Annotated in this window: 26 protein-coding genes, 1 tRNA gene and 1 pseudogene; 11 read left to right on the top strand and 17 right to left on the bottom strand. The window is 60.0% G+C overall.

Annotated elements, in window-relative coordinates; genetic code table 11:
- Positions 1 to 99: 99 nt before the first annotated feature.
- A complete protein-coding gene (locus tag HALTADL_RS02220) occupies positions 100 to 294 on the top strand; it encodes a cold-shock protein (protein WP_089673134.1) in 195 nt (64 codons plus the stop codon).
- Positions 295 to 578: 284 nt separating this feature from the next.
- Positions 579 to 1,799: a putative manganese transporter gene (locus HALTADL_RS02215; RefSeq protein ID WP_089673133.1), complete on the top strand. Its 1,221-nt coding sequence runs from the start codon at positions 579 to 581 to the stop codon at positions 1,797 to 1,799.
- An 89-nt stretch (positions 1,800 to 1,888) separates the two neighbouring features.
- Here the strand turns inward: HALTADL_RS02215 and HALTADL_RS02210 are convergent, their stop codons facing one another.
- Both HALTADL_RS02210 and HALTADL_RS02205 read right to left on the bottom strand, forming a co-directional pair.
- Positions 1,889 to 2,977, bottom strand: coding sequence for an ATP-binding response regulator (locus HALTADL_RS02210; protein WP_089673132.1), 1,089 nt, complete (start codon positions 2,975 to 2,977; stop codon positions 1,889 to 1,891).
- A gap of 1 nt (position 2,978) precedes the next feature.
- Entirely contained in the window at positions 2,979 to 3,419 is a 441-nt protein-coding gene (locus HALTADL_RS02205; RefSeq protein ID WP_089673131.1) for a response regulator, read from the bottom strand.
- A 189-nt stretch (positions 3,420 to 3,608) separates the two neighbouring features.
- Between HALTADL_RS02205 and HALTADL_RS02200 the strand changes: the two genes are divergently transcribed.
- Together HALTADL_RS02200 and HALTADL_RS02195 are read left to right on the top strand one after the other, a co-directional pair.
- Positions 3,609 to 7,013 carry a PAS domain S-box protein gene (locus HALTADL_RS02200; RefSeq protein WP_089673130.1) on the top strand — a complete coding sequence of 1,135 codons (3,405 nt, stop codon included), beginning with the start codon at positions 3,609 to 3,611 and terminating at the stop codon, positions 7,011 to 7,013.
- An 85-nt stretch (positions 7,014 to 7,098) separates the two neighbouring features.
- Positions 7,099 to 7,172 (top strand) — tRNA-Pro (locus HALTADL_RS02195).
- Positions 7,173 to 7,337: 165 nt separating this feature from the next.
- On the opposite strand, the gene HALTADL_RS02190 is transcribed toward HALTADL_RS02195, so the two are convergent.
- From HALTADL_RS02190 to HALTADL_RS02150, 9 genes are all read right to left on the bottom strand, one after another.
- The gene (locus HALTADL_RS02190; protein WP_089673129.1) at positions 7,338 to 7,646 is read right to left on the bottom strand and encodes a hypothetical protein; all 309 of its coding nucleotides are present in this window, start codon (positions 7,644 to 7,646) and stop codon (positions 7,338 to 7,340) included.
- A 122-nt stretch (positions 7,647 to 7,768) separates the two neighbouring features.
- On the bottom strand, positions 7,769 to 7,987 hold the full coding sequence (locus HALTADL_RS02185; protein ID WP_089673128.1) for a TrmB family transcriptional regulator: 219 nt from the start codon (positions 7,985 to 7,987) through the stop codon (positions 7,769 to 7,771).
- Between the two features lie 447 nt (positions 7,988 to 8,434).
- Positions 8,435 to 10,279, bottom strand: coding sequence for an FAD-binding protein (locus tag HALTADL_RS02180; RefSeq protein ID WP_089673127.1), 1,845 nt, complete (start codon positions 10,277 to 10,279; stop codon positions 8,435 to 8,437).
- Between the two features lie 45 nt (positions 10,280 to 10,324).
- Positions 10,325 to 11,227: a succinate dehydrogenase/fumarate reductase iron-sulfur subunit gene (locus HALTADL_RS02175; RefSeq protein ID WP_089673126.1), complete on the bottom strand. Its 903-nt coding sequence runs from the start codon at positions 11,225 to 11,227 to the stop codon at positions 10,325 to 10,327.
- Between the two features lie 2 nt (positions 11,228 to 11,229).
- Positions 11,230 to 11,601: a succinate dehydrogenase gene (locus HALTADL_RS02170; protein WP_089673125.1), complete on the bottom strand. Its 372-nt coding sequence runs from the start codon at positions 11,599 to 11,601 to the stop codon at positions 11,230 to 11,232.
- A 1-nt stretch (position 11,602) separates the two neighbouring features.
- A complete protein-coding gene (gene sdhC / locus HALTADL_RS02165) occupies positions 11,603 to 12,028 on the bottom strand; it encodes a succinate dehydrogenase, cytochrome b556 subunit (protein WP_089673124.1) in 426 nt (141 codons plus the stop codon).
- Positions 12,029 to 12,144: 116 nt separating this feature from the next.
- Positions 12,145 to 13,167 carry a succinylglutamate desuccinylase/aspartoacylase family protein gene (locus HALTADL_RS02160; protein ID WP_089673123.1) on the bottom strand — a complete coding sequence of 341 codons (1,023 nt, stop codon included), beginning with the start codon at positions 13,165 to 13,167 and terminating at the stop codon, positions 12,145 to 12,147.
- A gap of 157 nt (positions 13,168 to 13,324) precedes the next feature.
- On the bottom strand, positions 13,325 to 13,750 hold the full coding sequence (locus HALTADL_RS02155) for a hypothetical protein (protein ID WP_089673122.1): 426 nt from the start codon (positions 13,748 to 13,750) through the stop codon (positions 13,325 to 13,327).
- Between the two features lie 74 nt (positions 13,751 to 13,824).
- Positions 13,825 to 14,442, bottom strand: coding sequence for a histidine phosphatase family protein (locus HALTADL_RS02150; protein ID WP_089673121.1), 618 nt, complete (start codon positions 14,440 to 14,442; stop codon positions 13,825 to 13,827).
- Between the two features lie 127 nt (positions 14,443 to 14,569).
- Here HALTADL_RS02150 and HALTADL_RS02145 point away from each other — a divergent pair, with 127 nt between their 5' ends.
- The gene (locus HALTADL_RS02145) at positions 14,570 to 15,925 is read left to right on the top strand and encodes a putative ATP-dependent zinc protease (protein ID WP_449271730.1); all 1,356 of its coding nucleotides are present in this window, start codon (positions 14,570 to 14,572) and stop codon (positions 15,923 to 15,925) included.
- Between the two features lie 36 nt (positions 15,926 to 15,961).
- Here the strand turns inward: HALTADL_RS02145 and HALTADL_RS02140 are convergent, their stop codons facing one another.
- From HALTADL_RS02140 to HALTADL_RS02135, 3 genes are read right to left on the bottom strand one after another with little or no spacing between them, the layout of a single operon-like run.
- A complete protein-coding gene (locus tag HALTADL_RS02140; RefSeq protein ID WP_089673119.1) occupies positions 15,962 to 16,414 on the bottom strand; it encodes a peroxiredoxin in 453 nt (150 codons plus the stop codon).
- 20 nt (positions 16,415 to 16,434) lie between these two features.
- On the bottom strand, positions 16,435 to 16,566 hold the full coding sequence (locus HALTADL_RS17550; protein ID WP_265472937.1) for a hypothetical protein: 132 nt from the start codon (positions 16,564 to 16,566) through the stop codon (positions 16,435 to 16,437).
- Between the two features lie 13 nt (positions 16,567 to 16,579).
- Positions 16,580 to 16,831 (bottom strand): hypothetical protein, encoded by a 252-nt coding sequence (locus HALTADL_RS02135; RefSeq protein ID WP_089673118.1) that lies wholly within the window; start codon positions 16,829 to 16,831, stop codon positions 16,580 to 16,582.
- Between the two features lie 210 nt (positions 16,832 to 17,041).
- Between HALTADL_RS02135 and HALTADL_RS02130 the strand changes: the two genes are divergently transcribed.
- Complete coding sequence (locus HALTADL_RS02130; protein WP_089673117.1) at positions 17,042 to 17,677, top strand: hypothetical protein; 636 nt, start codon at positions 17,042 to 17,044, stop codon at positions 17,675 to 17,677.
- A 55-nt stretch (positions 17,678 to 17,732) separates the two neighbouring features.
- Here HALTADL_RS02130 and HALTADL_RS02125 read toward each other — a convergent pair whose 3' ends face one another.
- A complete protein-coding gene (locus HALTADL_RS02125) occupies positions 17,733 to 18,785 on the bottom strand; it encodes a deoxyhypusine synthase (protein ID WP_089673116.1) in 1,053 nt (350 codons plus the stop codon).
- A gap of 236 nt (positions 18,786 to 19,021) precedes the next feature.
- Between HALTADL_RS02125 and HALTADL_RS02120 the strand changes: the two are divergent.
- The 3 genes and pseudogenes from HALTADL_RS02120 to HALTADL_RS02115 form a co-directional block, all read left to right on the top strand.
- Positions 19,022 to 20,227 (top strand): annotated as a pseudogene (locus HALTADL_RS02120) (histidine kinase N-terminal 7TM domain-containing protein); the annotation flags it as partial.
- A 320-nt stretch (positions 20,228 to 20,547) separates the two neighbouring features.
- Entirely contained in the window at positions 20,548 to 20,706 is a 159-nt protein-coding gene (locus HALTADL_RS17980) for an ATP-binding protein (RefSeq protein WP_162551650.1), read from the top strand.
- A gap of 49 nt (positions 20,707 to 20,755) precedes the next feature.
- Positions 20,756 to 21,526 (top strand): creatininase family protein, encoded by a 771-nt coding sequence (locus HALTADL_RS02115; RefSeq protein ID WP_089673114.1) that lies wholly within the window; start codon positions 20,756 to 20,758, stop codon positions 21,524 to 21,526.
- Positions 21,527 to 21,630: 104 nt separating this feature from the next.
- Here the strand turns inward: HALTADL_RS02115 and HALTADL_RS02110 are convergent, their stop codons facing one another.
- Both HALTADL_RS02110 and lpdA read right to left on the bottom strand, forming a co-directional pair.
- On the bottom strand, positions 21,631 to 22,167 hold the full coding sequence (locus tag HALTADL_RS02110) for a PAS domain-containing protein (protein WP_089673113.1): 537 nt from the start codon (positions 22,165 to 22,167) through the stop codon (positions 21,631 to 21,633).
- Between the two features lie 378 nt (positions 22,168 to 22,545).
- Positions 22,546 to 23,961, bottom strand: a complete 1,416-nt coding sequence (gene lpdA, locus HALTADL_RS02105) for a dihydrolipoyl dehydrogenase (RefSeq protein WP_089673112.1) — start codon at positions 23,959 to 23,961, stop codon at positions 22,546 to 22,548.
- 146 nt (positions 23,962 to 24,107) lie between these two features.
- On the opposite strand from lpdA, the gene HALTADL_RS02100 reads away from it, so the two are divergent.
- Both HALTADL_RS02100 and HALTADL_RS02095 read left to right on the top strand, forming a co-directional pair.
- Positions 24,108 to 25,394: a TIGR00341 family protein gene (locus tag HALTADL_RS02100; RefSeq protein ID WP_089673111.1), complete on the top strand. Its 1,287-nt coding sequence runs from the start codon at positions 24,108 to 24,110 to the stop codon at positions 25,392 to 25,394.
- A 70-nt stretch (positions 25,395 to 25,464) separates the two neighbouring features.
- Positions 25,465 to 26,718 carry a hypothetical protein gene (locus HALTADL_RS02095; protein ID WP_089673110.1) on the top strand — a complete coding sequence of 418 codons (1,254 nt, stop codon included), beginning with the start codon at positions 25,465 to 25,467 and terminating at the stop codon, positions 26,716 to 26,718.
- The last annotated feature ends 85 nt before the right edge of the window (positions 26,719 to 26,803 follow it).

The raw sequence follows: 26,803 nt of genomic DNA, 5'->3' as shown, positions 1-26,803 counted from the left end.
ACGCCTACCACCTCGTAGCCACCGCTTACCGGTGTCGCGAACCATGGTATCTCACCTCGCGCAAGCCTTATTCATCCCCCGGCGTTGTACACAAAGGCAATGGCAAACGGCACGGTTGATTTCTTCAACGACACTGGCGGCTACGGTTTTATCGAGACAGAAGATGCTGACGACGACGTGTTCTTCCACATGGAAGACGTTGGTGGTCCGGATCTCGAAGAGGGTCAGGATGTCGAGTTCGACATCGAGCAGTCCCCGAAAGGCCCACGCGCAACGAACCTAACCCGTCTGTAAGTTCGCTCACGCGAACAGTCACAGACAACTACATTTTCCCTTTATTTTCACCCGCTGAGAGAGATCACCGCCACACAGACTGCCTCTAGTGTCCGCTGTACCCAGCCATCGATAGCGATGTCACTCCGGCGCGCTGGGAACGCCCGCTCGGGCAATCAGCATCTGTCGCAGTGACGACGAATGCGACACCTGACGAAACATCTTTGTATCATCCGACTAATCTAAAGATTAGATGAGTCTAATTAGTTTGCGGGCGACTACTGTCGACGGGAGGTCGATCCCCGATGGCGGGTGAGGTCGTCGACATCTTCATCGCTTCTGTGAGAGACGGCTATGTACAGGTGAGTGCGTTCGTCGCCGTGACCGTACTGCTGTTTAGCTACATTCAGTACCGGACCCGCGGAAAACTGACTGCCAAACTCGGCGACAACAGCCGAATCCAACCGCTCGTTGGGGCGCTCATGGGACTCACACCGGGCTGTGGGGGGGCTATCGTGATGATGCCGCTCTACCTTCGGGGAACGGTGAGCTTCGGGACCGTTGTGGCGACACTGATTGCCACTGCTGGCGACTCGGCGTTCGTCATCCTCGCGTTGGCGCCGAAAGCCGCTGCCTACTCATACGGACTAGCGTTCGCTGCGGCAGTTATCTTTGGCTATGCAATAGATCAGTTTGGGTTAGGCGTTGGCTACGTCGACCGTGCGGTGAGCCAACTGAGTCGACCGGTCACCGACGGCGGCTCCTCGGTCAGTGTGCTCGGGCGGAGTTCAAACCCGGCCCACGAGTACGAGGGCCCCTCACCAGGACACTCCCACGAGACGGGGCCTGACAGAGAGTCCACGGTTCTCACACCGCTGACTCACGGGGTCCACGGGCTGTGGTGGCTCGCAGCCGTTGGGGGACTCGCACTCGGCACGACATATCTCCTCCGTGGCGCACCCGAGGTCCCACTCTCGACGGGCATGTCCTTTTCAGGACTGTTCACTATCGTCGGGATCACCGGGACGTCACTCTCGTTTTACCTGTATTTCGTCGGTCGACACTACATCGGCGAGGGGGGTGTCGGCCGGGCCAAAGACACGTTTGGGAGCCTCTACGAGACGTTCCAGCACGCGGCGATGGAGACTAGCTTCGTTACAGTCTGGGTGTTGGTTGCCTATCTGCTCTACGAGTATCCCGTCTTCCTGTTCAATCTCGATATCGCGGCCATTGCAGCCGCGGCTGGTATATTCGCACCGATAGGGGGTGCCCTGCTCGGATTAATCCCCGGCTGTGGACCACAGATCGTGTTAGCCAGTGCCTACGCGCAAGGTGGGATTCCGTTTTCCGCATTGACGGCCAATGCAATCAGTCAGGACGGTGACGCGCTGTTCCCACTGATCGCCATCGACAAGAAGGCTGCCATCATCGCCAGCCTCTATACGACTGTGCCCGCGCTCGTCGTCGGTATCGGGTTACATCTCCTCTGGGGACCGCTGTTCGGCTTCGGCGTGCTTGGGTCCTGACGACAGTCGACCGCTCACCCGTTCGGATTCATCGGTAGCCCGAGCCTCGATGGCTCTAGAACAAAAAGCCAGTCGACCGCAGCGGTGGCCTATAGGGCCGTAATACCGGTGAACTCGAACCGCGCGCCGCCGTCGGCGCTCTCAGTGATCTCGACGCTCCAACCGTGAGCTTCGGCGATCTCACGGACAATATTCAACCCGAAGCCGGTTCCGTCTCGGTTGGTTGTGTAGCCTGCCTCGAAGACTTCCTCCCGCTTGTCTTCGGGAATCCCCAGCCCATCGTCTTCGACATAGAAGCCACCGTCAACACGGCCGATATGGATCGAGACGTCCTCGCCAACGTGTTCTACGCTGTCGTCGGCCTGTGGCCGACTGCCCGTGGAACTGTGTTCCACGCTGTTGCGAATCAGGTTTTCCAGTAGCTGTCGACACCGGCTCTGGTCGGCCATGATGGTTATCTCGTCGTCGGTCGACAGCGAGGCACTGGCGGTCTCGACGTTCTCCCAGCATTTGACCGCGAGCGACGAGAGGTCGACGGGTTCAGTCTCCTCGACGGATTTTCCCTCGCGGGCGAGCGTCAGGACGTCCTCGATAATCGTCTCCATTCGGTCAAGGTTCCGTTCGATGACGTCGGCGTGGTCGTCGTCGACCATCTCGATGCGGCCTGTGGCGACGCTGAGGGGGTTCCGCAGGTCGTGGCTGACGACGCTGGCGAACTGCTCTAATCGCTGGTTCTGTCGACGAAGCTCTTGCTGTTGGGCGTGGCGCTCCAAGGCGTAGCGAAGCGTCCGGTGGAGGACGTTCTCGTCGACGTTATCCTTGACGAGATAATCCTGCGCGCCGCGTTCGATGGCTTCGACCGAGGCGGCATCGTCTTTCAGTCCCGTCAGGACGACCACCGGCACCGGCGTTAGCTCCTCGCGCTCGATGGCCTCGTTGTACCGATTGAGGGTTTCGAGGCCGCTGCTCTCGGGGAGTCCCAGATCGAGCAACACGAGGTCGTAGGGTTCGGCTTCAAGTTCGTTGACGGCCGCCGCGAGCGACTCGACATGGCTGACGGTCGCGGGCGGAAACGCTTCGCTCCGGCTGGTTGTAAGGTGGTGTTCGAACAGTTTGGCGTCGCCGGGGTTGTCCTCGACGAGGAGCAGATGGAGTTCGTCGTCCGGGCTGATCGACATCTTACTTCTCCGGGAATTTCACGACCTTGAACCAGAAGTTCTCCAGTCGGTTGACAATCTCGATGAAGCCATCGAAGTCGACGGGTTTGGTGAGATAGGCATTCGCGTTGAGTTCGTAGGATTTGGCGATATCCTCCTCGGACTCGGAACTGGTCAACACGACGACCGGAATCCGACATAGATCGTCGTCGTTTTTGAGTTCTTTCAGTACGTCTTGGCCATCCTTTCGGGGCATGTTGAGGTCCAACAAGATGATATCCGGTCGGGGTGAATCCTCGTACTCACCCTCCCGTCTGAGGAATTCGAGGGCCTCGACACCATCGGTGACGACGTGGAGGTTGTTGGCGAGTTTTCCCTTTTCGAGAGCCTTCTTGGTCAACATGACGTCGCCCGGATTGTCCTCGGCCAGCAGTATCTCGGCGGTCTTGTCCGAATCAGTCATCGTGACACACCGACCCCACAGTTATTCAGTCGACATGAGAGACTCATTATTCCCACTACACACTCTTCTGATTTAGGTATTCGTGTCCAAAATATTAAGTATTCTACAAAAGATGGATGATAATCTTGCAGAGACAGTCGACACAGCCCGACAGTTTATATTTCGGCTACTGTTATCACGTCACATTCAATGAAAGAGACTATTTCGACCGTGTTTGACGATCTGGAGATCGGGATTACGTTACACGATCCGGAGACGGGCGCGATTGTCGGCGTCAACAGTCGACTCGAAGAGCTGTATGGCTACAGTTCGGCTCAGCTCAAGGAGATGGAGGTCGCAGACTACACGCCTGCGGACTCCCCGTTCACCCAGGCGGATGCTGTGGAGCGAATTCGGGCTGCTGCCGAGGGCGAGCCACAGACATTCGAGTGGCAGATCGAGCGGTCGAATGGCCAGCAGGTCTGGGTCCGAGTCCGGTTGGCCGAAACCCAACTCGACGGCGACCGCTATGTAATCGCGGAGATTCGGGATATCACCGAGCGAAAGGAGCGCGAGCAGGAACTCGCGGTGAAAGATCAGGCCATCGAACAGGCTCCGGTTGGGGTCACAATGACTGATCCAGCCCAGGAAGACAATCCGCTCGTCTATGCGAACCCGGCGTTCACCGATCTCATTGGCTATTCCGAGTCGGAGATCACCGGCTGGAACCATCGGAAGCTGCAGGGAACCGACACGGATGAGGCGGCGACAGCCGAGTTCCGGACTGCAATCGACACCGAGGAGTCGACGACGGTCCAGCTCCGGAACTACAGGAAGGACGGAACGATGTTCTGGAACCGGGTTTCGCTGGCACCGCTATACGACGACTCGGGGAGGCTGACTAACTGGGTTGGCTTTCAGCAGGACGTCACCGACCGAAAGAACTGGGAAAACAAGCTGACAGCGCTCCATACGGCCACCCACGAACTCATGAGTGCGACGACATCCCAAGACGTGGCTGAGATTGCCTGTCAGATGGCTGAAAACGTGCTCGGGTTTCCGATAAACAGCGTCAATTTCTACGACGAGGCTGAAGGTGGGCTGGCACCCATAGCGGTCTCTGAAGGTGTCACCAACCTCTTAGACAGCCCGCCCGTACTCGACTCGGGGCTTGCATGGGAGGCCTACCAGCATGAGGACGCTCATATTCGTCACAATCTCGATAAAAGCGATGATCTATACAATCCAGAGACCGAGATCAAAAGCGAAATATTCGTTCCATTCGGGGCCTACGGCATTATGATCGTCGCCTCAACCGAGGCGGAGGCGTTCGACGAGACCGACCTCAGTCTGGCCAAGATTCTGGCTTCGAACATCGAGAGCACGCTGGACCGCACCGAACAGGAACAGCAGTACCGCCAACTGACCGAACGCATCTCGGAGGGCTACTACGCCGTCGACACCGACTGGACGGTCACCTACTGGAACGAGGTGGTTGCCGAACGTGTTGGGATCGCAGCCGACGACATCCTCGGTGAGAACATTTTCGAGCAGTTCCCGCAGATCAACGGCACAGAGTACGAGGAGGTACTCCGGGAAGCAATGGAGTTACAGACCCCTCAGTCTCGTGAGTTTTACTACGAGCCTGGAGCGTACTGGATCGAGATTCACGCCTATCCTGACGAAGACGGGATTGCAGTCATTTCCAGCGACATCACCGAGCGCAAGGAACAACAGCATCAGCTCGAAGCCGAGCAGGCGTTTATCCAGCAGAGCCTCGAAGCGCTCGACGACTCGTTTTATATGTTGGATGCCAATGGGTATTTGGAGCGGTGGAACCCGGCACTTACTGAAATTACGGGCTACTCCGATGCAGAACTCGCTGAGATCAACGCTATAGAGCTGTTTTCCGAGGTCGACCACGAACGGGTCACTGAGGCAATTGGAGCGGTGTTGGAGACCGGATCGGCCGTCGTCGAGGCCGAACTGCTCACCAAAGAAGGGAAGCCGATCCCCCACGAGTTCACCGGCACACGACTGACCGACGCCGAGGGGAACGTGCGGGGAATCATCGGCATCGGCCGCGACGTCTCCGAGCGACGGGAACGGCTCCGTCGACTCCAGAAACAAGAGACTGCGTTCCGTCGACTCCACCAGACGGCCTCAACATCCGCACCGTTCGAAGAGAAGATCGCCGACCTGCTGAACTTCGGGCGGGAGTATATGGGTGTCGAACAGGGCTTTTTCACTCGGTTCGAGAACGGCACACAGCGAGTCGTTGTCGGTGTCGGCCCGAACGAGCAGCTCCAAGACGGGGCCGAAGCACCGTTTTCGGAGTCCTACTGTCGGTACACTGTCGACCCAGACTCGGAGAGCCCACTGACGGTGACGAACGCGGCCGAAGAGGGCTGGAAGGACGACCCTGCCTTCGAGCGATTCGGACTGGCCTGCTATGCTGGCTCGAAGATTACCGTCGACGGCGAGACCATCGGCACCATCTGTTTTGCCGACCGGAACCCACAGGATCGGGAGTTCACCGAGATTCAGGAGACGTTTATCGAACTGCTGACCGAGTGGGTGAGCTACGAGATCGAACGCGCCGAGCGCGAGCGGAAGTATCGGCGGCTCACTGAACGCATTTCGGATGCCTACTACGCCGTCGACACCGATTTCACGGTCACCTACTGGAACGACGTGATCGCGACCCGGATCGACGCCCCGGCCGAGGAGGTTCTCGGGACAAATCTCTGGGAGTACTTCCCCGAAATCGAGGGGACTGTCGTCGAAGAGCGGCTCCGGGAGGCGATGGAAACACAGGAGCCGACAAGCTGTGAGTACTACTACGAGCCAGCCGACTACTGGACGGCCCTCCAGATCTATCCTGACAAAGACGGACTCGCCGTCATCTCGAAGGATATCACCGACCGAAAGGAGTACGAGGCCCAACTGGAGCGCTCCAACGAGCGACTCCAAGAGTTCGCCTACATACTCTCGCATGACCTCCAAGAACCCCTCCGGATGGTTTCAAGCTATATCGATCTCCTGGAGGTCGAACTCGATGAGTATCTCGACGAGGAGACACAGGAGTACATGAACTTCGCCGTCGACGGCGCAGATCGGATGCGCGGGATGATCGACGGCCTCCTGCAGTACTCGCGGGTCGAAAGTGAGGGCGAGGAGTTCTCTGAAACAGACGTTGAAGATGTCGTCGACGGGATTCAGGATGACCTCCAGCTCAAGATCGACGACGCCAACGCCGAGGTCGTGGTCGACGAGCTCCCGACAGTGCAGGCCGATTACGATCAGCTGGGCCAGCTGTTCCAGAACCTCCTTAAAAATGCTATCGAGCATGGCGGATCGGGAACACGGATCGAGATCTCAGCCGCGAAGACGCCATCGGGCTATCAGTTCGCAGTCAGTGACAACGGGCCGGGGATTCCGGTCGACGAGCAGGACGACATCTTTGGACTGTTCGACAAAGGTGGCGACAGTGAGGGAACTGGAATCGGGCTGGCAGTCTGTGAACGGATCATCACCCGACACAACGGCGATATTTGGGTGGAGTCGGACGGTGAGTCAGGGACGACGTTCCACTTCACGATTGAAACCGAGTAGTTCGGGTCGACTGCTGTGCGAACGCATGGCGGTGCAGTCGTGGAACGAAACCCTTTATTATACCTGTCCGGTAGAGAGAGGTAGAGGGTTCGTGGGTTAGCTTGGCCATACTTCGGGCCTTGGGTGCCCGTGACCCCGGTTCGAATCCGGGCGAACCCATTTTTGCGACGAACTACGTAAAGAGTGTGAACTGAGTCACAGGATTTGAACCAGCGAGCAGCGCGCGGCGTAGCGCCACGCTGGCGAACGGCGAAGCCGTGAGCAACTTTGCTGCGAGTGATGTTCGAATCCGGTCGACCCTTATTCAACTAGTCGACACGCGGTCTAGACACCGTTGGGTGAGATAATGACAGTCATCTGCTGGTCGTCTCGGCCCATCGCTTGGACAGTCCAGCCGTGACGCTCGACAGCCGTCCGAAGGTCGTTGGGAACGAGATCCGGGTCGCCCGCGTTGCAGTAGACTCGTGAGAGGAATCGTCGCAGGCCCGTTGGTGGGTCCCGACGATGCTGTTCGGGGAGTCGGACCTGTCCGCTTGCCTCGTCCGGATAGCCGTCGGTCGACGTGATATCATCGTATCCGAGTGCGTGGACCGAATCAAGAACCGTCTCAAACGGGACCTTCGTCTCACTCATCTGTGACCACACTCCTGTTATACTACTTGACACAAAAACGGTCGACACGAATACCCGGTCGATGCTGTTCTACGGATAACCTCATAGCGACTGCTTGCAGTCCGTCCGCCGAACGACACCGATCAGGCCAACGCGTACCGCTCGCCGTCTTTCGAAACCATGTCGTCTTTTTCGAGGGTTTTGAGAATGCTGTAGAGAGAGATTTTCTTCATATTCAGTCCGTCCTGCAGTTCGCTGATCGATGTCGTCCCGTTCATTGAGAGAAAGAGATAGATCAGCTTTGCCTGCGGCGACCGAAGATCGGTTGGAATGTCGACTGCGGGCTTCTGCTGTGTGATCATACAACTGAATTAGGTTCGACAATAATAAAGGTACCCTACGACAGTCGTCGAAAGGCCAGATATTGCCTGACGCGGCCGATTTCTGGCAGTTGTGGTTGAGAGGCGGAGTTGGGCCAGTGTCGACGCTCCCCGAAACAGCCGAAAATCGCCGGTCGATTTCGACTCATGACGAATCCATGTGAGAGGCACTCAGACACGGGATCGAGCTACAGGATGCCGTAGACCACACCCCACCATGCGGCGGTCTGTCCGACCGCCAACACAACCATCGCTCTCACCCACGCCAGCGCTGCACTGATACCCATCGCGTAGACGACACCAGTAGCAGCAGTTGGTCAGGTCGACTCATCCGAATCAGGGCCACGGCGACCGTTGAGAGAGACACGTCGGTGTCGGTCGACTGCCAACCGAGAGCAGTAAAAAGACGCGGCAAAATGGGAATCCAGATCAGTAGCTACGGATCTTCGGCTCGTATTTTTTGTCCTCGCCTTCGAGGATGACAGGTCGGTACCAGAGTTCCGGCGTGCCGTCGTTCCACGACAGCAGCGTGTGTTTCAGCCACTCGTCGTCTTTTCGCTCTTGAGCCTCGGCGCGCCAGTGAGCACCGCGGAACTCCTTGCGGGCGAGCGCACCAATCGTGATCGACTCGGCGAGATCCAGCAGGTTCTGGGTCTCGATGGTCTGCAACAGATCAGTGTTGAACGTCTGTGATGGGTCCATCACCGTCACGTTCTGGTACTCGTCGCGAGCCTCTCGAATATCGCGGAGCGCCTGCTTGAGGCCTTCTTCCTCGCGGAAGACGTTGACGTTCTGGGTCATCGTCTTCTGGACCTTGTCGCGGACCTCCGAGTGGTGGATTCCGTCTTCGCCCTCTTGGAGTGTTTCGATTCGCTGGCGTTCAGCGTCGACTGTCTGTTCGAGGAGCGTGTCGGGATCGGCCGAGCCACCGGCGGCGACTGCGCCACCATCAGCCACGGCGTCACCGGGCGAGCCGCCCTCGCCGAGCTCTACGGGGCTGTCGATAGTCGCGGTTTCGTACTCGCCGCGTTTGCCGGTCTGGACCTCTGCGGGCTCCATCTCCTTGCCAGCAGCGTGATAGCCTGCGCGCTTTCCGAGGACGATCAGTTCCGGCAGTGCGTTGCCACCGAGGCGGTTCGCGCCGTGAACCGATGCACAAGCACACTCGCCGGCGGCGTACAGATTGCCGACGCAGGTCTCGCCGTTCTCGTCGGTTTCGATGCCGCCCATCGCGTAATGCTGGCCGGGTTTGACCGGCATCGGCTCCTCGATACCATCCGCGCCCTCGAAGTCCTCTGCAAGGTGGAGGATGTTTTCGAGCCGGTCGATGATCCGCTCCTCGCCGAGATGCCGCATGTCGAGGTGGACGTACTCGTCTTCGATCCCGCGGCCCTCGTTGACCTCTGTCAACTCGGCACGGGAGACCACATCACGCGAGGCGAGTTCGCCGTCGTTGTTGGCGTAGCCGCGTTCGAACATGAACCGTTCGCCCTCTGCGTTGTACAGAATGCCACCCTCGCCGCGGACACCCTCGGAGATGAGGACCCCGGTCGACGGAAGCGTCGTCGGGTGGAACTGAATGAACTCCATGTCTTCGAGTGGGACACCAGCGCGGTAGGCCATCGCCTGGCCGTCGCCGGTACAGGAGACCGCGTTGGTCGTGTGGTCGAAGGCCTGTCCCGGACCACCGGTTGCGAGAATAACGCCGTCACGAGCCTTGAAGCCCGCGACTTCGCCGGTTTGGACGTCGTAGGCGACGACGCCGTGGCAGTCACGGTCCTCGGGTTTCTCCTCGTCGGAGACCGCGAGGTTCGAGACGTACCATTCGTCGTACACCTGAATGCCGCGTTTGACGAGCTGTTCGTACAGTGTGTGTAGGAGCTGGTGGCCGGTTTCGGCTCCCGCGTAGGTGGTTCGGGGGAACGAAAGTCCGCCGAACGGTCGCTGTGAGACGCGGCCATCTTCCTCGCGGGAGAAAGCCATCCCCCAGTGTTCGAGTTGGATTACTTCGTAGGGGCTGTCTTGGCACAGTGTTTCGATAGCCGGGGCATCGCCCAGATAGTCCGATCCTTTCATCGTATCGTAGGCGTGGTCCTCCCAGGAGTCGCCCTCCCGGAGTGCGGCGTTGATTCCGCCCTCGGCCGCGCCCGTGTGGCTCCGAACCGGGTGGAGCTTCGAAACGATGGCCACGTCCGCGCCTGCCTCGTCGGCAGCAATCGCTGCTCGAAGCCCGGCACCGCCCGCACCGACCACGATTACGTCGTGTTCGTACATAATTGGTTGTTGGTTTGTGTTGGGTCTGGAGGCTATTCAGCGTACCTACCAGAACTTGAGGTTGTTTTTGACTGCTTCGCGTTTCAGTTCCTGGATATGCTCGGTGAGCGGGATATCCTTCGGACAGACGTTGGTACAGGAGAACTGGGTCTGACACCGCCAGACGCCGTGTTCCTGCTCGATGGTTTCGAGCCGCTGTTGTTTTTTGCCGTCGCCCTCGCGGTCGTCCATCGCAAACCGGTAGGCCTTGTTCAGGGCCGCAGGGCCGAGATACTGGTTGTCCCCGGCGGCGATGTTACACGAGGAGAAACAGGCTCCACACCAGATACACCGCGTCGACATCTTGACCTTCTCTCTGTTTTCTCGTGACTGGCGCTGCTCTTCGAGTTCGCCCTCCGGCGTCTCGTCGGGATCGAAGAAGGGGTCGACGGCTTCCATCTCGTCGTAGAAATGGTCCATGTCGACGACCAGATCCTTGACGACCTCCTGATGCGGCAGCGGCTCGATCCGGACTGGCTCCTCCAGCTCCGAGAGCTGGGTCTTGCAGCCGAGTCGCTGGTCACCGTTGACGAAGAAGGCGTCCGAGCCACAGACGGCCTGTCGACAGGAGTGCCGGAAGGTGAGCGAGGGATCGTAGTTGTCCCGGGCGTAGATCAGCGCATCGAGGACGGTCATTCCCTTCTCGAAGGGAACATGGAACGTATCGAACCGCGGCTCCTGTTTGTCCTTGATCTCGGGATCGTAGCGGAACACCCGGATTTCGCGTGTTGGCTCGTCGCTTTTGGCCGCGGCGTCGTCTTCGGCCTGTCGCTGGGCGTCCCGACTCCGCCGGTCGGCTTTGGCGTCTTCGCGTCGCTGTTGGGCGGGCGGCGTCGACTCGGCCTCCTCGACTGGCTCCTGTTCGGCGGGCGATTCCTCGGTTTCTTGCTGTGGTGGGTGTGTGCTCATGGTTAGAAGAACCCGATTCCGGCCCAGGCGTTTGCCGTCCGGACTCCTTGGGTGAGGAGCACGACGCTGGCGGCGACGAGGGTCCATTTAACGACTTGGCGCTTGGTGCCTGTCAACCCTTGGTTGATCAGGGCGTTGTAGACGCCGTTGACGCCGTGGAACGTCGCCGCAAACAGGAACAGGATCATCAGCGAGTAGTAGCTCAGCGTCTCCATCCGAGCCTGACTCAGCGCGAAGGTCACCTCGTCGGCGTGGTAGACGAAGTGGAGCAGGAAGAAGTGGAACGCGAGCACGACGACGAGGAACGCCGCCGTAATTCGCTGCCAGAGCCAGAGTCTCCCGCCCTTCGTGAACGAGGAATAGTGCTCTGCCATCTCAGAACGCCCCCGCGACGAACGTTGGGACGGAGGCCACCGTGATCGCTCCCGTGAGGATCAAGGAGGCATAAAAACTCTTGTCCTGTGATTCCAGCCCGATACCAAGGTCGACGAACAGTAGGCGAAGCCCGTTGAGGATGTGGAAGACAGCGACCGCGAGCAGGCCCACTTCGAGGATTCGAACCACAAGTAGGCTTTCGAGCGCGACGATCGTTGTCGTGTAGATGTCCTCGTTTGCGGCCAGCGTCGCAGCGTCCTGGCTTGATGCCGGGATCGCCGTGCTGAGAACCGCAATGTGGGTGAACAGATAGCCCACAAGCACCCAGCCGGTGAACTTGTGGAAGATCCACGCCCACATTCCCGCGGAGAACTCCCGCCAGCGGCCGAAGTCCTCGATAAGGCCCCGATTGTACGACTGACTCATGTCGTATGTGGATCTGTACCGGGGTAGTATAGAAGTTACGTCGTAGGGCTGTCAGCAGCCCAACGGTCACCGGAGAGATGGATGCAAAAATAGACAGGTGTCCGGTTTTGTCGACCTCAACCCTCCTGACTGGTCGACCCGCGTTTGAGTTCGACCACGCGCTTGGTCTGGCCGCCGAGTTCGACCAGATGGCACAGCGGGTTCCCGGGATAAACGACCGGGTTTTCGAGAATCCCGACCATCAGCCCTGTAAACGGCGCGCTGACGCTGATATCGTCGTCCTTGAAGGGATTCGTGATCGTACAGATCACGTCGCCCTCGTGGACCAGCGCGCCGCGGTCGTGATGCATGTCGACGATCCCACCCACGTCAGCGCGGATCCACGTCTTTTCGTGATCGCCGGTGATGATCGTCCGCCAACCGGGCCACCGGACGGTGGTCTCATCGAGCATCTCGTACTCGGCAAACACGCTTTCGACGCCTCTGAGCGCCTCGTCGATCAGTTCGCGCTGGAAGCGGTGTGCCTCGCCCATCTCGATGGTGATCGTTGGAACCTCGTCTGCGGTCGCCTCCCCGCGGAGCGTTCCGTCGGGGCCCTCGCTGTCGATAATGACGTTGGTGCCGAACGCGAGCGCGAGTCGATGGGTGCCAGCATCGGCCATGTCGGCCCGGACGTGGAGCATGTTCGACCGCCCACGCGTGGAGGTATGGAGATCGATCCCGAAGTCACAGGGTTCGATGAAGTTGGTATAAATCTGGTAGGCCATCCGTTTGGCGCTCGTCGAGCCCTGTCGACCCGGAAACGAGCGGTTGAGATCCCGGTCGTAGATCGGGAGATAGCGCTGTTGGGCCAGAAAGCCGGGAACATTAAGCACTGGCATGCAGACGAGCGTGCCAGCGAGGTTCGAGAGGTCCCAGTCGTGGGCGACCTCCCGAACGACTTCGATGCCGTTGAGTTCGTCGCCGTGGGCCGCCGCCGAGAGAAAGGCGGTGGGGCCGGGTCGACTACCGTTGATGATGGTGACCGGAATCCGAACCGGATCGCCGAGATACGTCTCGCTGATCCCATACCGGATGTTTTGGGTCTCGCCGGGGTCGACCTTCCCCCCGTTGTAGGTGAAGGCCCCGTCATTGCTCATGGCTGTCTGGTTAGAGGGGCTGTATATAAATCCACGCGCGGTCGGACTCGCAGTGGCCGCTCTAGAGCCACGATACGTCGACTTTGTATCGAACCGGAATCTCAACAGACTCGGCTGCCCTGCGGCTTTTTAACTAAAATTTCGTCCCCAGCTACGACTAATCGACGCCTGACTCATCGGTCGACCAGCCCGACACGTCGCGGGCCACAATCAGGTGCAGTGCGGTAAACAGGACACAGGCACCGAGGCCACCGTATCCGATATCGGCAAGCAGTAGCGTCGGAACCACCGGGGACTGTGCGCCGACTGCAACCCCGATAGCAAAGAGGACGATGAGTGTCCCCCGGCCGCGGTAGCCGATAGTTCGAAACCAGTCGCCGACTCGGCGGCCGACAGTCGAGTTCGCTACGGGACCGATTGCCAGAGAAAACAGGACGAACCCAGCGAGTACTGCGGGGAGCCACGGCGATCTGAACTGAAGGGACAATCCATGGGTGACGACGACTAACACTGCGAGCCCGACTTCTGTCCACGTCGGCGGGCGATCCGGGACGTATGTCGACAGTCGAAGCCATTGAGCCATACAGTACCTACCACGCACAGATAAATAACAGTTGCTTAGCAGGTCCGTCTGATCGATTCCAGAACGGTCGACAGCTATTCGAGGTGGTCGATGTGCCCTGAGAAGTCCAACTCCCACTCGCCGTCTCGCTGGTCTATCCGTGTGATGCCACACAGCGGCGCGTCGACGCCCTCAGTCGACCCAACCAATCCTCGCACAACCCCACCGATGGTCAGCCCGTGGCCGACCATCAGAACCGGGCCATCGTGGGCGTCGACGATCCGCCGGGCGGTCTCGCCAGCCCGCCGTTCGGCCTCGTGATGCTCCTCGGGGAAGTCGGGGATGACAAACGGCTCGTGATCGCTCCGGATCGGCTCGAAGTAGTTAGCCAGCGTCCGGTGTGAGAGCGTCTCCGGCTCGCTGTCGAACCACTCGGCGTTCCGGTGCTCGCCGAGTCCGGGCTCCAGCCGCGCTTCGTGGCCGGTCTCCCCGTAGATTTCGGCTGTGGTCTGGACCGTCCGCAAAAACGGCGAGCAGTAGACGGCCTCGAATTTGATGCCTCGGTCGGCGAAGAACCGACCGCATCGCCACGCCTGCCACCGACCAAGTTCGGTCAGTCCGGGATCGTGAATCCGGTCTGCGGTGAGTTCCCAGTCGGGGTCGACCGTATCCTGTCGCTGTCCGTGTCGAACTACCCAGACGTCCTGTGCCATGTGAACACCAACCGTGCGAGGCTACAATTAGCTGTCGACCGTCACGTAGGCGATCCGACCAATCAATAGCAATGGAGGTCGGCTCAAGCCGCCTACCGGTGTCTCTTTCCCCATGTATCCGGTATGTATCTCTATGACTGACGACACCCCTGTTCGGGTTGGCGTGCTGTCGCTCCACACGAGCAAGGAAACGAAGGCGATTCTCAACGCAGTCGACGATCTGGGCCACGAGTCGGTCTGGCTCCGACGTGAAAACACCGCGATCAGCATCGAGGACAGCGAAGTGACTCTGGAGCCGGACGTCGACATCATCGCAAATCGGCTCCTGCTGTCGAACACCGAGGAGCCAGCCGAGGGACTGGGCCTCGCCGCAACGTTTGAGCACATTCGCCCGATGCTCAACACCCCCGATGCCGTGCTTGGTTCGATCCACAAGTTCGCCACCGGCGCGACGCTGGCCGACTGGAACATCCGGGTGCCCGATGCCCTGCTGGCGCTCTCCAACGAACGGCTCAACGCCGGCCGCGAGCGGTTCGGCGACGTCGGCGTTTATAAAACCGCCATCGGCACTCACGGCGGCGGCACGTGGAAAGTCGACCTCACCGAGCCGGTGAATCCGAAGGTCGGCAACCGACAAGCGTTCCTCCAAGAGCTGATCGACCGCGATGATCAGAAACATCGTGATCTCCGGATATATACCGTCGGCGACGAGGTCATCGGCGCGATGTACCGCTATGCGCCGGAGGGCGACTGGCGAACCAACGTCGCCCTCGGTGGCTCGGTCCAAGACGCCATGCCCGAACTCCCCGAGGAGGCCGCCGAAACCGCGCTCTACGCGGCCGACGTGTTAGGACTCGACTACGCCGGCGTCGACCTCGTCGAGGGCCACGACGGCTGGTTCGTCCTCGAAGTCAACCCCACGGCAGGATTTAAAGGATTGTACGAGGCGACGAACAAGAGCCCCGCGCCCTACATTGCCAAACTCGCCATCGAGCGCGCCGGGGGGACTGTCGACGACGAACGCGTCGAGGGGTTGTCGACCAGCCTAGACGATTCGCGGCCGAAATCGATGCCGAGACCGGAGCCCCAATCGAGTGAGGAGACGCCGTTGATCGGCTACATCGAGGAGGTAGTCGTCATCGGCACCAGTGGCTCGCGGCAGACCCACGCCAAATCGGATACGGGCGCGACCCGGAGCAGTATCGACACCAGTCTCGCCGCCGACATCGGGGCGGGACCGATCAAAAGCATGACCCGCGTTCGCTCGGGGAGCAGCAAAACCGGGAAAGCCCGACCCGTGGTCGACCTCGTGATCGGGGTCGGTGGGAATCAACACACTGTCACCGCGAGTGTCGAGGATCGTGGGCATATGGACTATCCGCTCCTCCTTGGGCGGGATATTCTCCAGCATTATCAGGTGGACGTCCGCAGGCGTGCCGACAGCGAGCATGCCGGGCGTGACGAGGACTATCTCGAAGAGTAATCGGTTGCGGGACAACGGGCCTAACAAACCCGTAGTTCACCCGCCAGTAATGAACTCGTTTCGCGTATCGTTCAGCACCTCACGGGCATGCCCTGCTGGGTCGGCGAGTTCGGGATTGTACGTGGCGAAAATCTCACCATTGGCGAGGACGAACGTCCGGCGATCCGTGTGACCCTCCGCGGTGTCGAGACCGAAAGCTTCGGCCACAGCACCGTCCGGATCGGCGAGCAGATCGAACAGAATTCCCTCCTCGTCGGCGAACTCGGCGTGGCTGTCGACGTCATCCATCGAGATGCCATAGACGGTGATCCCTGCTTCCCGATATTGGGGGAGCACGTCTTGGAAATCGTTGGCTTCGATGGTACAGCCGCCGGTGAAGTCCTTCGGGTAGAAGTAGACGACTGTTGGCTCCTCGAATGTGGGCGTAATTTCCTCGCCGTACTGGTTGGTGGCGGTAATCTCGGGTGCTGGGTCACCGGATTCAAGCATACTGGACAATCAAGCCCATCCTACTTGATGGCTTTCGTCCGTCGACGCTCCCACCGCATAGCCGAGGTAATCACGACAGTGGTGGCGAGAATTGGGTGCTGCAGACCGAGCAGCGAGGCACACGGCGTCGACTGCACCGATTGGTCGACCATCTGGACGGAGGAGTTAGATCGAGTCGCCACAGTGGTCACATGTCTCCGAAGTGGGTGGGTTCAGGCTCCCACAGGCAGGACAGTTTTCCTTATCAGAACCACCTGTGGGCGACTCTTCGAGTAACGAACGGAGTACCATAGCACCGATTGCGATGAATACGACAGTAAACCAGCCAATGGGGCCTGTAAGGAGCAACAAAACCACGATGAGAAGAATCGGGCCACCGACAACCACGTAGAGCAGGAGTTCAGAAATGTCGGCCATATGTCCGTGGTTTACCACAGTAATATAAAATGTTTCGTAGGCACAAACGCTGGTTTCTGCGTTTCGACGAGGATTCACACAGAGGGAGAATACGGTACAAAAGTGAGCATCCACGACTGAATCGTCGACACTGCGGTCGCATACTGGAACGGTGAAGTAACTGTTTACCTTTCAGATAAAACTACATAGAGAGGGTGGCTACGATAAGCTATGGACCACGCACGTCGACGGTATCTCCGCTATTTCGGTGGAACCGGGGCTGTACTGCTGGGTGGGCTTGCTGGCTGTACCGGCCGTAGCCCAGATGGCCTTCCGCCATCGGAAACGAACGGCTCCGATAACAGTGCTGGTGGCACGCGCCCTGAGGGAACGGGCGGCCCCGGCGTCACGCTTGTCTCGACTGACGAGGACCCGGATATTCCCGTTCAACCCTCGGTCGAGATTGTTCGTGATACCGCCACCGAAGACCACCCGCCACGGCTCCGGACGACGCTCGAAAACACCAGCGACGAGCCACTGCGAGTCGGGGAAGGCCGCGCTGTTCATTTCGAGCATGTCACCGCCGACTCTGGATTGCTCACACTCCTGCCGGGCGACGGCGAGTATCCCGCAGAGGCCGACTGCTGGCGGCTGACCGAACTGATCGCCACTACCGATGAGTATCAGACCTTCGAGATCGACGCCGGTGACTCCAGCAGTCGACTCGTCGATCTGTATGCCACGCCCGACGCTGATGGCTGTCTGCCTGTTGGGGAGCATCGCTTCGAGTCGACGATTTCGATTGTCTCGGACAATGCCGAGCCGCAATCGTCCGCAGAGTGGGGATTCTCTGTCATCTTAGAGTAGCCGTTTGAAGCTCTGTATTCGTTGGTATGAAGAGAGGACTGCTTTTATCCAAATCCTACTCGCCCAACTGTTCACGAGCCGCAGCCACGATCAGCGGGAGATGCACCGTCGCATCCCCAAGCACGGTCACGTTGCGCGCCTCCTTCGTCAGTTTCCCCCATGACCGCGCCTCGTCGAGCGTCGCCCCAGAGAGCCCGCCAGTCGACGGCGAGTCCATCGTGATCTGGACCCCGTAATCGTAGGCCCCGGGCGTCACCAGCATCGTCTGGAGCGTGAAATTCTTCGGCACGCCGCCGCCGACGAGCAGACAGCCCGCAGTGTCAGCCTCGTAGGCCAGATCCGTCAGCGGCGTCATATCCGCCAGCGCGTCGAGGGTGAGATCCGAAATTTGGGAGTACATCCACGCCTGCAAGCCAAAGACCGAATCCTGCACTGCCGGGCAGTAGATCGGCACGTCGTTCTCGTAGGCCGCCGCGGCGATGCCAGCGTCTTCGTCGATTCCTTCCTCATCATTCCGCTCCGAGTTCGCCTTGCCGAGTTCGGCGCAGAGTTCCGCAATACTGACCGACTCCTGGTCGGCCAGCGGCGGGAACACGTTGTCACGGAGATGGGCTTCGAACAGCGAGAAGTGTTCCTGCGGGAGATACACGTTATAAATTCGGTCGACCTGCTCGTCGCGGAGCTGTTCGTCGAACTCCCGGTCGTCGAGATCGGGATGCTCATGCTCGCCATGGTGGTGTTTGCCGCCGATGGCCTCGATGGCGTCGTGGGTCAGGTTCGCGCCCGTGGTGATCAGGGCGTCGACGTGGCCATCCCGAATCAGATCCGAGACGATCCGCCGCATGCCGGTCGGCACCATCGCCCCCGCCAGCGACATGAAGACGGTACAGTCGTCGTCCGCGAGCATTTCGGTGTAGATGTCGACTGCTTCGTGGACGCCCGCCGCGCCGATGCCGGCGTGTCCGTACTGGTCGGCCAGATCGCCGACGCTCATGCCGGCCCAGACGTGGCTGTGGTCGACTGGATCGTGGTCGAAGGTGGTTCGTTCTGGCTCCTCGTACTCGTCGGCTGCGTCGGCCTCCGCGTCGGAATCGTGGCTGTCTGTCATGGCTCGGTCTGGGTCGGCCACCCGTTTGAAGCGTGCGGTTCAGCCAGCCGCTGCGGTCCCGAGAGCCGCAGTAACCGACCGAGTCGCCCCAAATCGAGTGCGCGAGTGGTCGACCACCACAGATAGTTATGGTCCTATCTGTAGTAGACCGTTCTACTCGTGGGTAATAAACAGACAACGACTAGTCAGGTAGCACAACATATAACGAGTTGCCCACGAATTATGACTTGTTTCGTATGGGTATGAGTGACCTCACAGTAGGTGGCATCTACATCGCTGCCACTGTGATTGCGCTGTACACCGGGGGCGTCCTCTGGCGACACCGCGAAAAGACGGCTGCCCTCCCGTTGAGCATCGCCGGGTTTTCATCAGCCGTCTGGTCGTTCGGACTGTTCATAACGACGCTCCCGTGGGGATCGGTCGCACTCTCCGGAATTACGGTGGTGTATATCGGCGTCGCCGTTGGGCTGGCGGCGGTGTTCGTGTTCGCACTCGAATACACCGGTCGCGAGCGATACGTCACACCGACCCTTCTGGGACTGCTGTCGATTCATCCCATCTTCCTTCTGGGATTCGTGATTTTCAACCCCGGCGATCTCTTTTTTATCGGGCTCGATCCGGCCGCCCCAATCGGCGTCGACCAACAGTGGGGCCCGGCATTCTGGCTCCACTCGACCTACGCCTATCTGCTGGTATTGGTCACCTCGCTGCTCATTGTCGAACGACTCGTCAGGACCAACCGGGCGCTGTACAAAGGGCAGGCGATTCTGTTGGCAGCCGGGTTGTTCGCTCCGTTGCCGATGAACGCGGTCTTCATTTCGGGGGTGATTAGCTTCGATACCACGCCGTTAGGGTTCGTGATTATGTGTTCGCTTTTTGCGGTCGCAATCATCAAATACCGATTCGTCGACCTCTCGCCGATTGCCCGCGAGAAAGTCATCGACAGCGTCCGAGACGGAATGGTCGTCGTCGACACCGATGACCGAATCATCGACATCAATCCGGCGGCCGAACGGATGATGAACATCGAGACGTCGGTTCTTGGGGCCAGTGTAAGCGAGGTCCTCAATCTGTCCGAGTCAGTGGCGGCCTACGAGGAGTTGACAGCGACCACCGACACCAGCGAACTCACGGTCGAACTCGGGGACGTCTACTACGCTATCGAGTCGACGCCGATCTTCGATGGGCGGGACCGCCACGTCGGCTGGCTATTCTTGCTACAGGATGTCACCGAGCAGAAGCGCCGCGAGCGGGAACTCGAACAGCAGATCGAGAAACTCGATGAGTTCGCCAGTCTCGTCAGCCACGACCTCCGCAGTCCGATCAACGTCGCCAACGGCTACATCGAACAGACACGAATCACCGGCGATCTGGACAATCTCAATGAGATCGAGCGGGCGACCGAGCGCATGGAGGAGATCATCGACGACGTCCTGGAGTTGGCCCGCGAGGGACAGGCAGTGACCGAGCCGGAAGCCGTCTCGGTCGACACCATCGCCCGAGAGGCGTGGGACCACACCGAGGCCAACGGAGCATCGCTCTCGGTCGACGGCGACACAAAAATCGTCGCCGATCCGGATCGACTCACGCGATTGTTTGAGAACCTGTTTCGGAATAGCGTGGAACACGGCACCGAAACCAAAGGCGACGATTCGACACCCGAATCGCTTGCGATCACCGTCGGAACCGCCGACGAGACGTCGACGAAGTCGACGCTCTACGTTGCCGACGACGGGGTTGGGATTCCGACAAACAGGACCGAGTGCTCGAAGACGGCTACACGACCGACGCCGACGGGACGGGGCTGGGTCTCGCAATCGTCGAACAGATCGCCGACGCACACGGCTGGACCGTCTCGGTAACTGACAGCCACACCGGCGGCGCACGCTTCGAGATTGGCAATATCAGCAAGGAGTGGTAGGCCGCAGTTCCGCCTCAAGATCCATGTACCCGGAGAGTCACGCATACGTATGTATCTCGCCGACGAAACGTGGCCGGATCTGGGAGCGTACTTCGAGGACGAATCACTCGCCATCGTACCGCTGGGGTCGACCGAACAACACGGTCCACACCTCCCCGAAGGAACCGACCACATCATCGCCGAGGGGTTCGCCACCGCTGCCGCCGAGCGCACAGGCTATCTCCGGACGCCAACGATCAACATCGGTGTCAGCCCCCATCACCGCCAGTTCCACGGCACGATGTGGGTCGAGCCGCCAGTGTTCCGCGACTACGTCGAGTCGTTCACGCGAAACCTCGCGTACCACGGTATCGACCGCGTCATCTTCGTCAACGCCCACGGCGGCAACGTCCAGCACCTCCGTGAAGTCGGCCGTCGACTCCGCGATGACAACGTCATCTACGCCATCGAGTGGATGTGGAACGACAGTATTCCCGAGTTGGTCGAGGAGTTGTTCGCCCAGCCCGGTCCGCATGGAGGACCGAAGGAGACGTCGATGATTCAGCACCTCCAACCGGAGTTGGTCCACGACGACCAGCTCGAAGCTGCCCGCGACGGTGGAATGACGAGCTTTGATCCCCAGTCGGTCCAAAAACACGGCTCGCGGACGTTCTACGATGCCATCGACAACACCGCAAACGGTGTGCTCGGCGATCAGACCGATGCCAGCGCCGCCAAAGGCGAGCAGCTGTTCGAGGCCGCCAGCGATCAGCTGGTCGACCTCTGTGAGTGGCTCGCTGCCCAGCCGTTTGAGGCTCTGATGCCGAAAGATCACGTCTAAACGGGATCTGTGACGTTCTAATGGGAATCACGGAACCCAGTCGGTCGACGCGGTAGTATATCGATATAAAAGACGAGTCGGAGTCGGGCCACCGTCTCGGAGAGTCAGTCGATGAGCTGTGTGAGCGTTTCGGCTTTCGCTTTAATTTTGTTCGCCACGTCTACAGTATCGGTTTCGGCTGGGTTCGAGCGCAGTTCCTCGGCCAGCGCGATGATTTCGGTGAGCTCGTCTTGCTGCTGGAGCTCGCCGGTCACGTCCGTATAAATGGCAAATCCGTGATCGTCATCGTACGGAATCCCTCGGTAGAGGAACGTCCGGTTCCCTTCGGTCGTCGTTCGCTCGACGAACGCGACGTTGGAGCGTCCATCCGACGTACGCTGGTCGAACTGCTTGGCTTCTTCTTGTTTGGTTGCCGGGACAATGAGATCGTTCAGCGGGAGCCCGATTACGCGTTTCATATCCGGACTGAAGATGTCGCGAAACGCGTGGTTGGCGTCCACAATCACCGGCTCGCCATCGCCGGACTGCGTCCGGCTGCCTGAGGAACTCCGTTCCTCTCTGTCGACAATCTCGAACTCGACAACCGCATCGTCGATCTCGTGGAGCAACTGCTCGAACTGCGTCGGTTTGTGAGCGTTCATATCGTCTCACCTCTGGATGTCGACCGCGGTTCGGGAACGAGTCGCCACCGAGAACCGTCTCCGGTGGGTCGAGGCAACGGATTCGCTGTGGGTCGCGTGTGTGTGGTGTGAGTCATAGGGATTGTCTGACTGTGGTCGACCCGTGCAGAGCGGACGCCATCGCACTGGCTCGCTGCAGGGCGTCGACCATGGTCCGGGAAGCAACACCGGGTGTCGAATTCCGAATACAGAATTTCCATTTTTCTACAGTCAAACGTATTACCTATTCGTAGTTAACCCATCGACGAGTAAAAGACTTTATTCACGAACTATAAACGCAGTTCGCATACTATATCCAAATATTTGAGCCGGAGTTCGAAACTGTGTGCTTCTCGTCGTCTACGACGAGTGGATCGACTCGCCCTTCGCAGCAGCCGCGGCATCCGACAACGCTTCGGGGAACGTCGGATGGGCGTGCATCGTGTTGGCGAGGTCGTCGAGTGAGCCACCCATCTCCAAGGCAAGCGTTGCCTCGCCAATCGTGTCGGAGGCTCGGGCGCCGACGATCCGCACACCGACCAACTGCTCGTCGCCATCGGCGATCACTTTGATATAGCCCGACGGCTCGTCGGTCGTGAGAGCGCGTCCCGAGGCAGCCAGCGGGAATGTGCCGACCATGATCTCCTCGTGTTGCTCGGTGGCCTCGGCCTCCGAGAGCCCGACGACAGCCACCTCGGGATCGGTGTACATCACTGCCGGCGTGTACTGGGCGTCGGCCGGTGGCTCCTCATTCGCGGCCACGCTGGCTGCGCGTTTCCCCTCGTGGTAGGCGATGTGGGCCAGATACGACGGCCCGGCGGCATCACCGATACAGAGAATATTGTCGTCGGTTGTCTGCTGCTGGTCGTCAGTCCGAATGATCCCGTCGTCGTTCAGTTCGATATCGGTGTTGTCCAACTCCAGCGCCCGATAGGAACTCCGCGGCTCTCGCCCCGCAGCGACGATGATATAGTCGCCCGACAGCCGGAGTTCGTCGCCATGCTGTTCGGCAACCAACACTGGTTTCCCCTCATCGTCGTACTCGATATCTTGGGCCAGCGCGGCGGTATAAATGTCGTCGCTGTACATCTCGCTGGTCTCTTGGATCGAGTCGACGATCTCCTCCTCGAACCCGGTCAGCACACGGTCGAGCGCCTCGACGATTTTGACGTGGGAGCCGAACTTCGAGAACTTGGTCACCGCCTCCATCCCGATGTAGCCACCGCCAACGACCACGATCTCGGCGGGAACCTCGTCGACCTGCAGGATCTCTCGGGAGGAGATCACACCCTTCTGGTCGAACTCCAGACCGGGGATCTCGATGGGCTGGGAGCCGGTGGCGATGATCGCCGTTTCGAAGCCGATAGACTGCTCGGTTGTGTTCTGTTCGACCCTGATCGTGTTCGAATCCTCGAATCGGGCGGTGCCCGTGATATAGTCGACGCCGTGGTGGTCTAACTGGTCGAGGATCCGGTTGTCGAGTCGGGTGACTACATCGTCTTTCCAGTCTTGGATCGCGCTAAAGTCGGCCTCGACGGGACCGGTCTCAATCCCGATCTCGTTCCAGTGGGCGATGTTTCGCTGGAACCCCGCGGCGTGGATCAACGCCTTGGCCGGAATACAGCCGTGGTTCAGACAGACGCCGCCGACAGTTTCTTTCTCGATGAGGGCAACGTCGAGCCCCTTCTGTGCGCCGCGGATCGCGGCGGTGTAGCCGCCAGGCCCCGCGCCGATGACGGCGAGATCGACAGTCGAGGCAGTATCGCTTGCAACCATTCTGTGTACACTATTCACCCTTCAGGTTGTTTACAGTTTGGGTCAGACCGTGTATCAATGTAGATTCCGTCTGAGACAATCACCGAAACGAGAGAGTCAGTTTGCTGTGGCAACAGGCTATCTACGGTGTTCGGTGTACAGGGTGTATGCGTCTCGTCGAAGTATTTGTGCTCCAAGGCGACCGCGAACTCGTCGTTGATACGGCCGAGACGATGGGCGTCGACTACGCCGTCACCGAGGAGGTGAGTCGCGGGGAGTTCGAGGCAGTTGTCTCGATGCCTGTCCCACCGGCTGCGGTCGAGCCGCTCGTCTCGGCGCTTCGGTCGGCCGGTCTGGCTGAGGAGTCGTATATCGTCGTCACGGCCGCCGAAACGGTTATTTCGGATCGATCCAAGGAGCTGTTCGAGCAGTTTTCGGCATCCCGGATCTCTCGGGAGGAGTTGCAGTCGCGGGCCGAGGAGCTCGCACCCGCCACCTCCACCTATTTTATACTCCTCGTTGTGAGTTCGGCGATTGCCACGGCCGGACTGTTGATCAATTCGGCGGCCACGATCATCGGAGCGATGGTGGTTGCCCCCCTGATGGGGCCGGCACTCGCCGCCAGCGTCGGTGTCGTGGTCGATAACGATGAACTCACGACCCGTGGCGTGGGTTTGCAGATCGGTGGACTCGTGGCCGCGATAGCGACCGCAGCGCTGATCGGCTGGCTGCTCAGAGGGACCGTGTTGCTCCCGCCGGGGTTCGATATCACGACCGTGCCGCAGATCCGCGAACGGATCACCCCGAACCTGCTGGCGGTGTTTCTCGCCCTCGGTTCGGGCGTGGCTGGTGTCGTCAGTCTCACCCGTAACGTCGGCTCGGTGCTTGTCGGCGTCGCCATCGCCGTCGCGCTCGTACCGCCGGCGGCCACTGTCGGCCTCGGTATCGCTTGGGGACACCCCGAGGTCGTCGCCACCGCCGGCGCACTCGTGTTGGTGAACATGCTGTCGATCAATCTCACCGCGCTCATCCTGTTGTGGCTCTCGGGGTATCGCCCCCACCAGTCAGCGCGGATCGACCATGTCTATGGTCGACTGCGCTCACGTGTCGCCGTGCTCGTCGTTGCAATCCTACTCTTATCAGCGGTGCTCGGCGGCGTCACCTACGCCACCTACCAGTCGGCTGCGGTCGAGCACGATATTCAGACCGAACTTCAGACGATGAGTGCAGATCCGATCTTCGGCGACCTCCGGTTCCGCGAGGGGGTGGTCGACTACCAGCCGTTCGACGTATACGCTGGCACCCACCCGTCGGTAACTGTAATCGTTGAACGTCCGCCCGGCCAACAGGAGCCTGTCGACTTCGCCGACGACGTCCGCGCTCGGTTGGAATCGGTCACCGGCACCGAACTCACGGTCACTGTCGAACTGATCGACAGCCAGCGAAGCGGCTGACTCCGGCTCCGGAGCAACGAGACCGACCGAGTGACCGAAGCTTCATAAGACAGCTCTGGGATGGTGATCCATGGCTACGGCGTCGACGCTGTCGGAACCGCAAGTGTTGGCCCACACGAAGCGTCGACTGTTCCCCGACGACGAGGCCGAAAACGCCTACGCAGTCGTCGACACCCAGTTCGCACAGGACGAGTGGCTGCCGAACAGGCCGATTCCCGAAGCACTCCGCAAGCAACTCGCCCCGTTCAATCACGTCCGGATCGGCTCGGGGTATCCGGATCTGGTCGGTGTCCGACTGCTCGATTCGGAGTTGCTTGCGGTCGACCGAGTCGGCGATGAGCCACCGCTTGTCGCAATCGAGGCGAAAGGCTACACCGGCGATGGCGCGGTCGACGTCGAAACCGGCGTCGTGCAGGCCTACGACCGACTCAACGAGGTCAACGCCGCCTACGTCGCCGCACCGGGGGCGGCCATCTCCCAGTCGGCCCGCACGCTCGCCCGCGAACTCAACGTCGGCGTCCTCGCAGTCGACGTCGATGGCGAGGTCACACCGTGTGAGGTTCCGCGCATCGTCGGCAACCACACCGCCGAGGAGGCGACTGCAATCCGATTTCAGGCGACTGCACAGGGCGTCGCCGACAAATCCTTCGGTCTCAACCATCCCAAAAACTACCTCGGCTATCCGCTGGCGATCTATCACACCGCTGAAACAGAGACCGTGCTCGCCGAGCGCGTGGTTGGGGCCGTCGACAGCGCCCGACAGGGAGCCACCTTTCTCGGACTCATAAATAACGAGCCGGACGGCGAGCGACTTACGCCGCTCGGCCAGGAAGTCGTGCGATTCGCCCTGAACCGGTACGGATCGGTCGACGCAGCCCTGAACGAATTTGCGGGCTGGAAACGGTCACGCAAGCGATTCTGCGAACTGGCCCCTGAGTGGGGATTAGTGACTCGGCGCGTGGTCTGGGCGTATCCGGCGACCCAGCTACTCGTTGAGGAACTCCAGACGATGCACGATGACGGTATCAGCAAACCATCGCTTGTCGACCTCGTCGAGTGGCTCCACGTCCACCATCCCACCTTTACGGTCGAACTCTTTTTAAAAGGGAGCGACGACGTGCGGCGTCGGGTGCTGACCGAAGACGGTGAGCTTCGCCCCAGTGAACTCGCAGATGGGGCCGTATTTCACTCGCCGACAGTGTTCCAACTGAAGGCGATGCTGTACCATGCAGGCGTCCTCACCGAGCGCGGAGCCGAACCGAATCGGCTTGATCCTCATGCCGACGACTGGGCGCTTCGACAGCCCTTGGATCGGTTTCGGTGACTGCCTAGATCGGTTTCCGGTGACCATCCGCTGGCTCGACTGATTCGTCCACAACAGATTAGACCGCGGCCGCCGTCGGCTGTCG

The sequence above is a fragment of the Halohasta litchfieldiae genome (genome assembly GCF_002788215.1).
In the GTDB taxonomy this organism is placed as follows: domain Archaea; phylum Halobacteriota; class Halobacteria; order Halobacteriales; family Haloferacaceae; genus Halohasta; species Halohasta litchfieldiae.
Note: the sequence above shows the minus strand (reverse complement) of the source record. Positions and strands in the feature narration are given on the sequence as shown.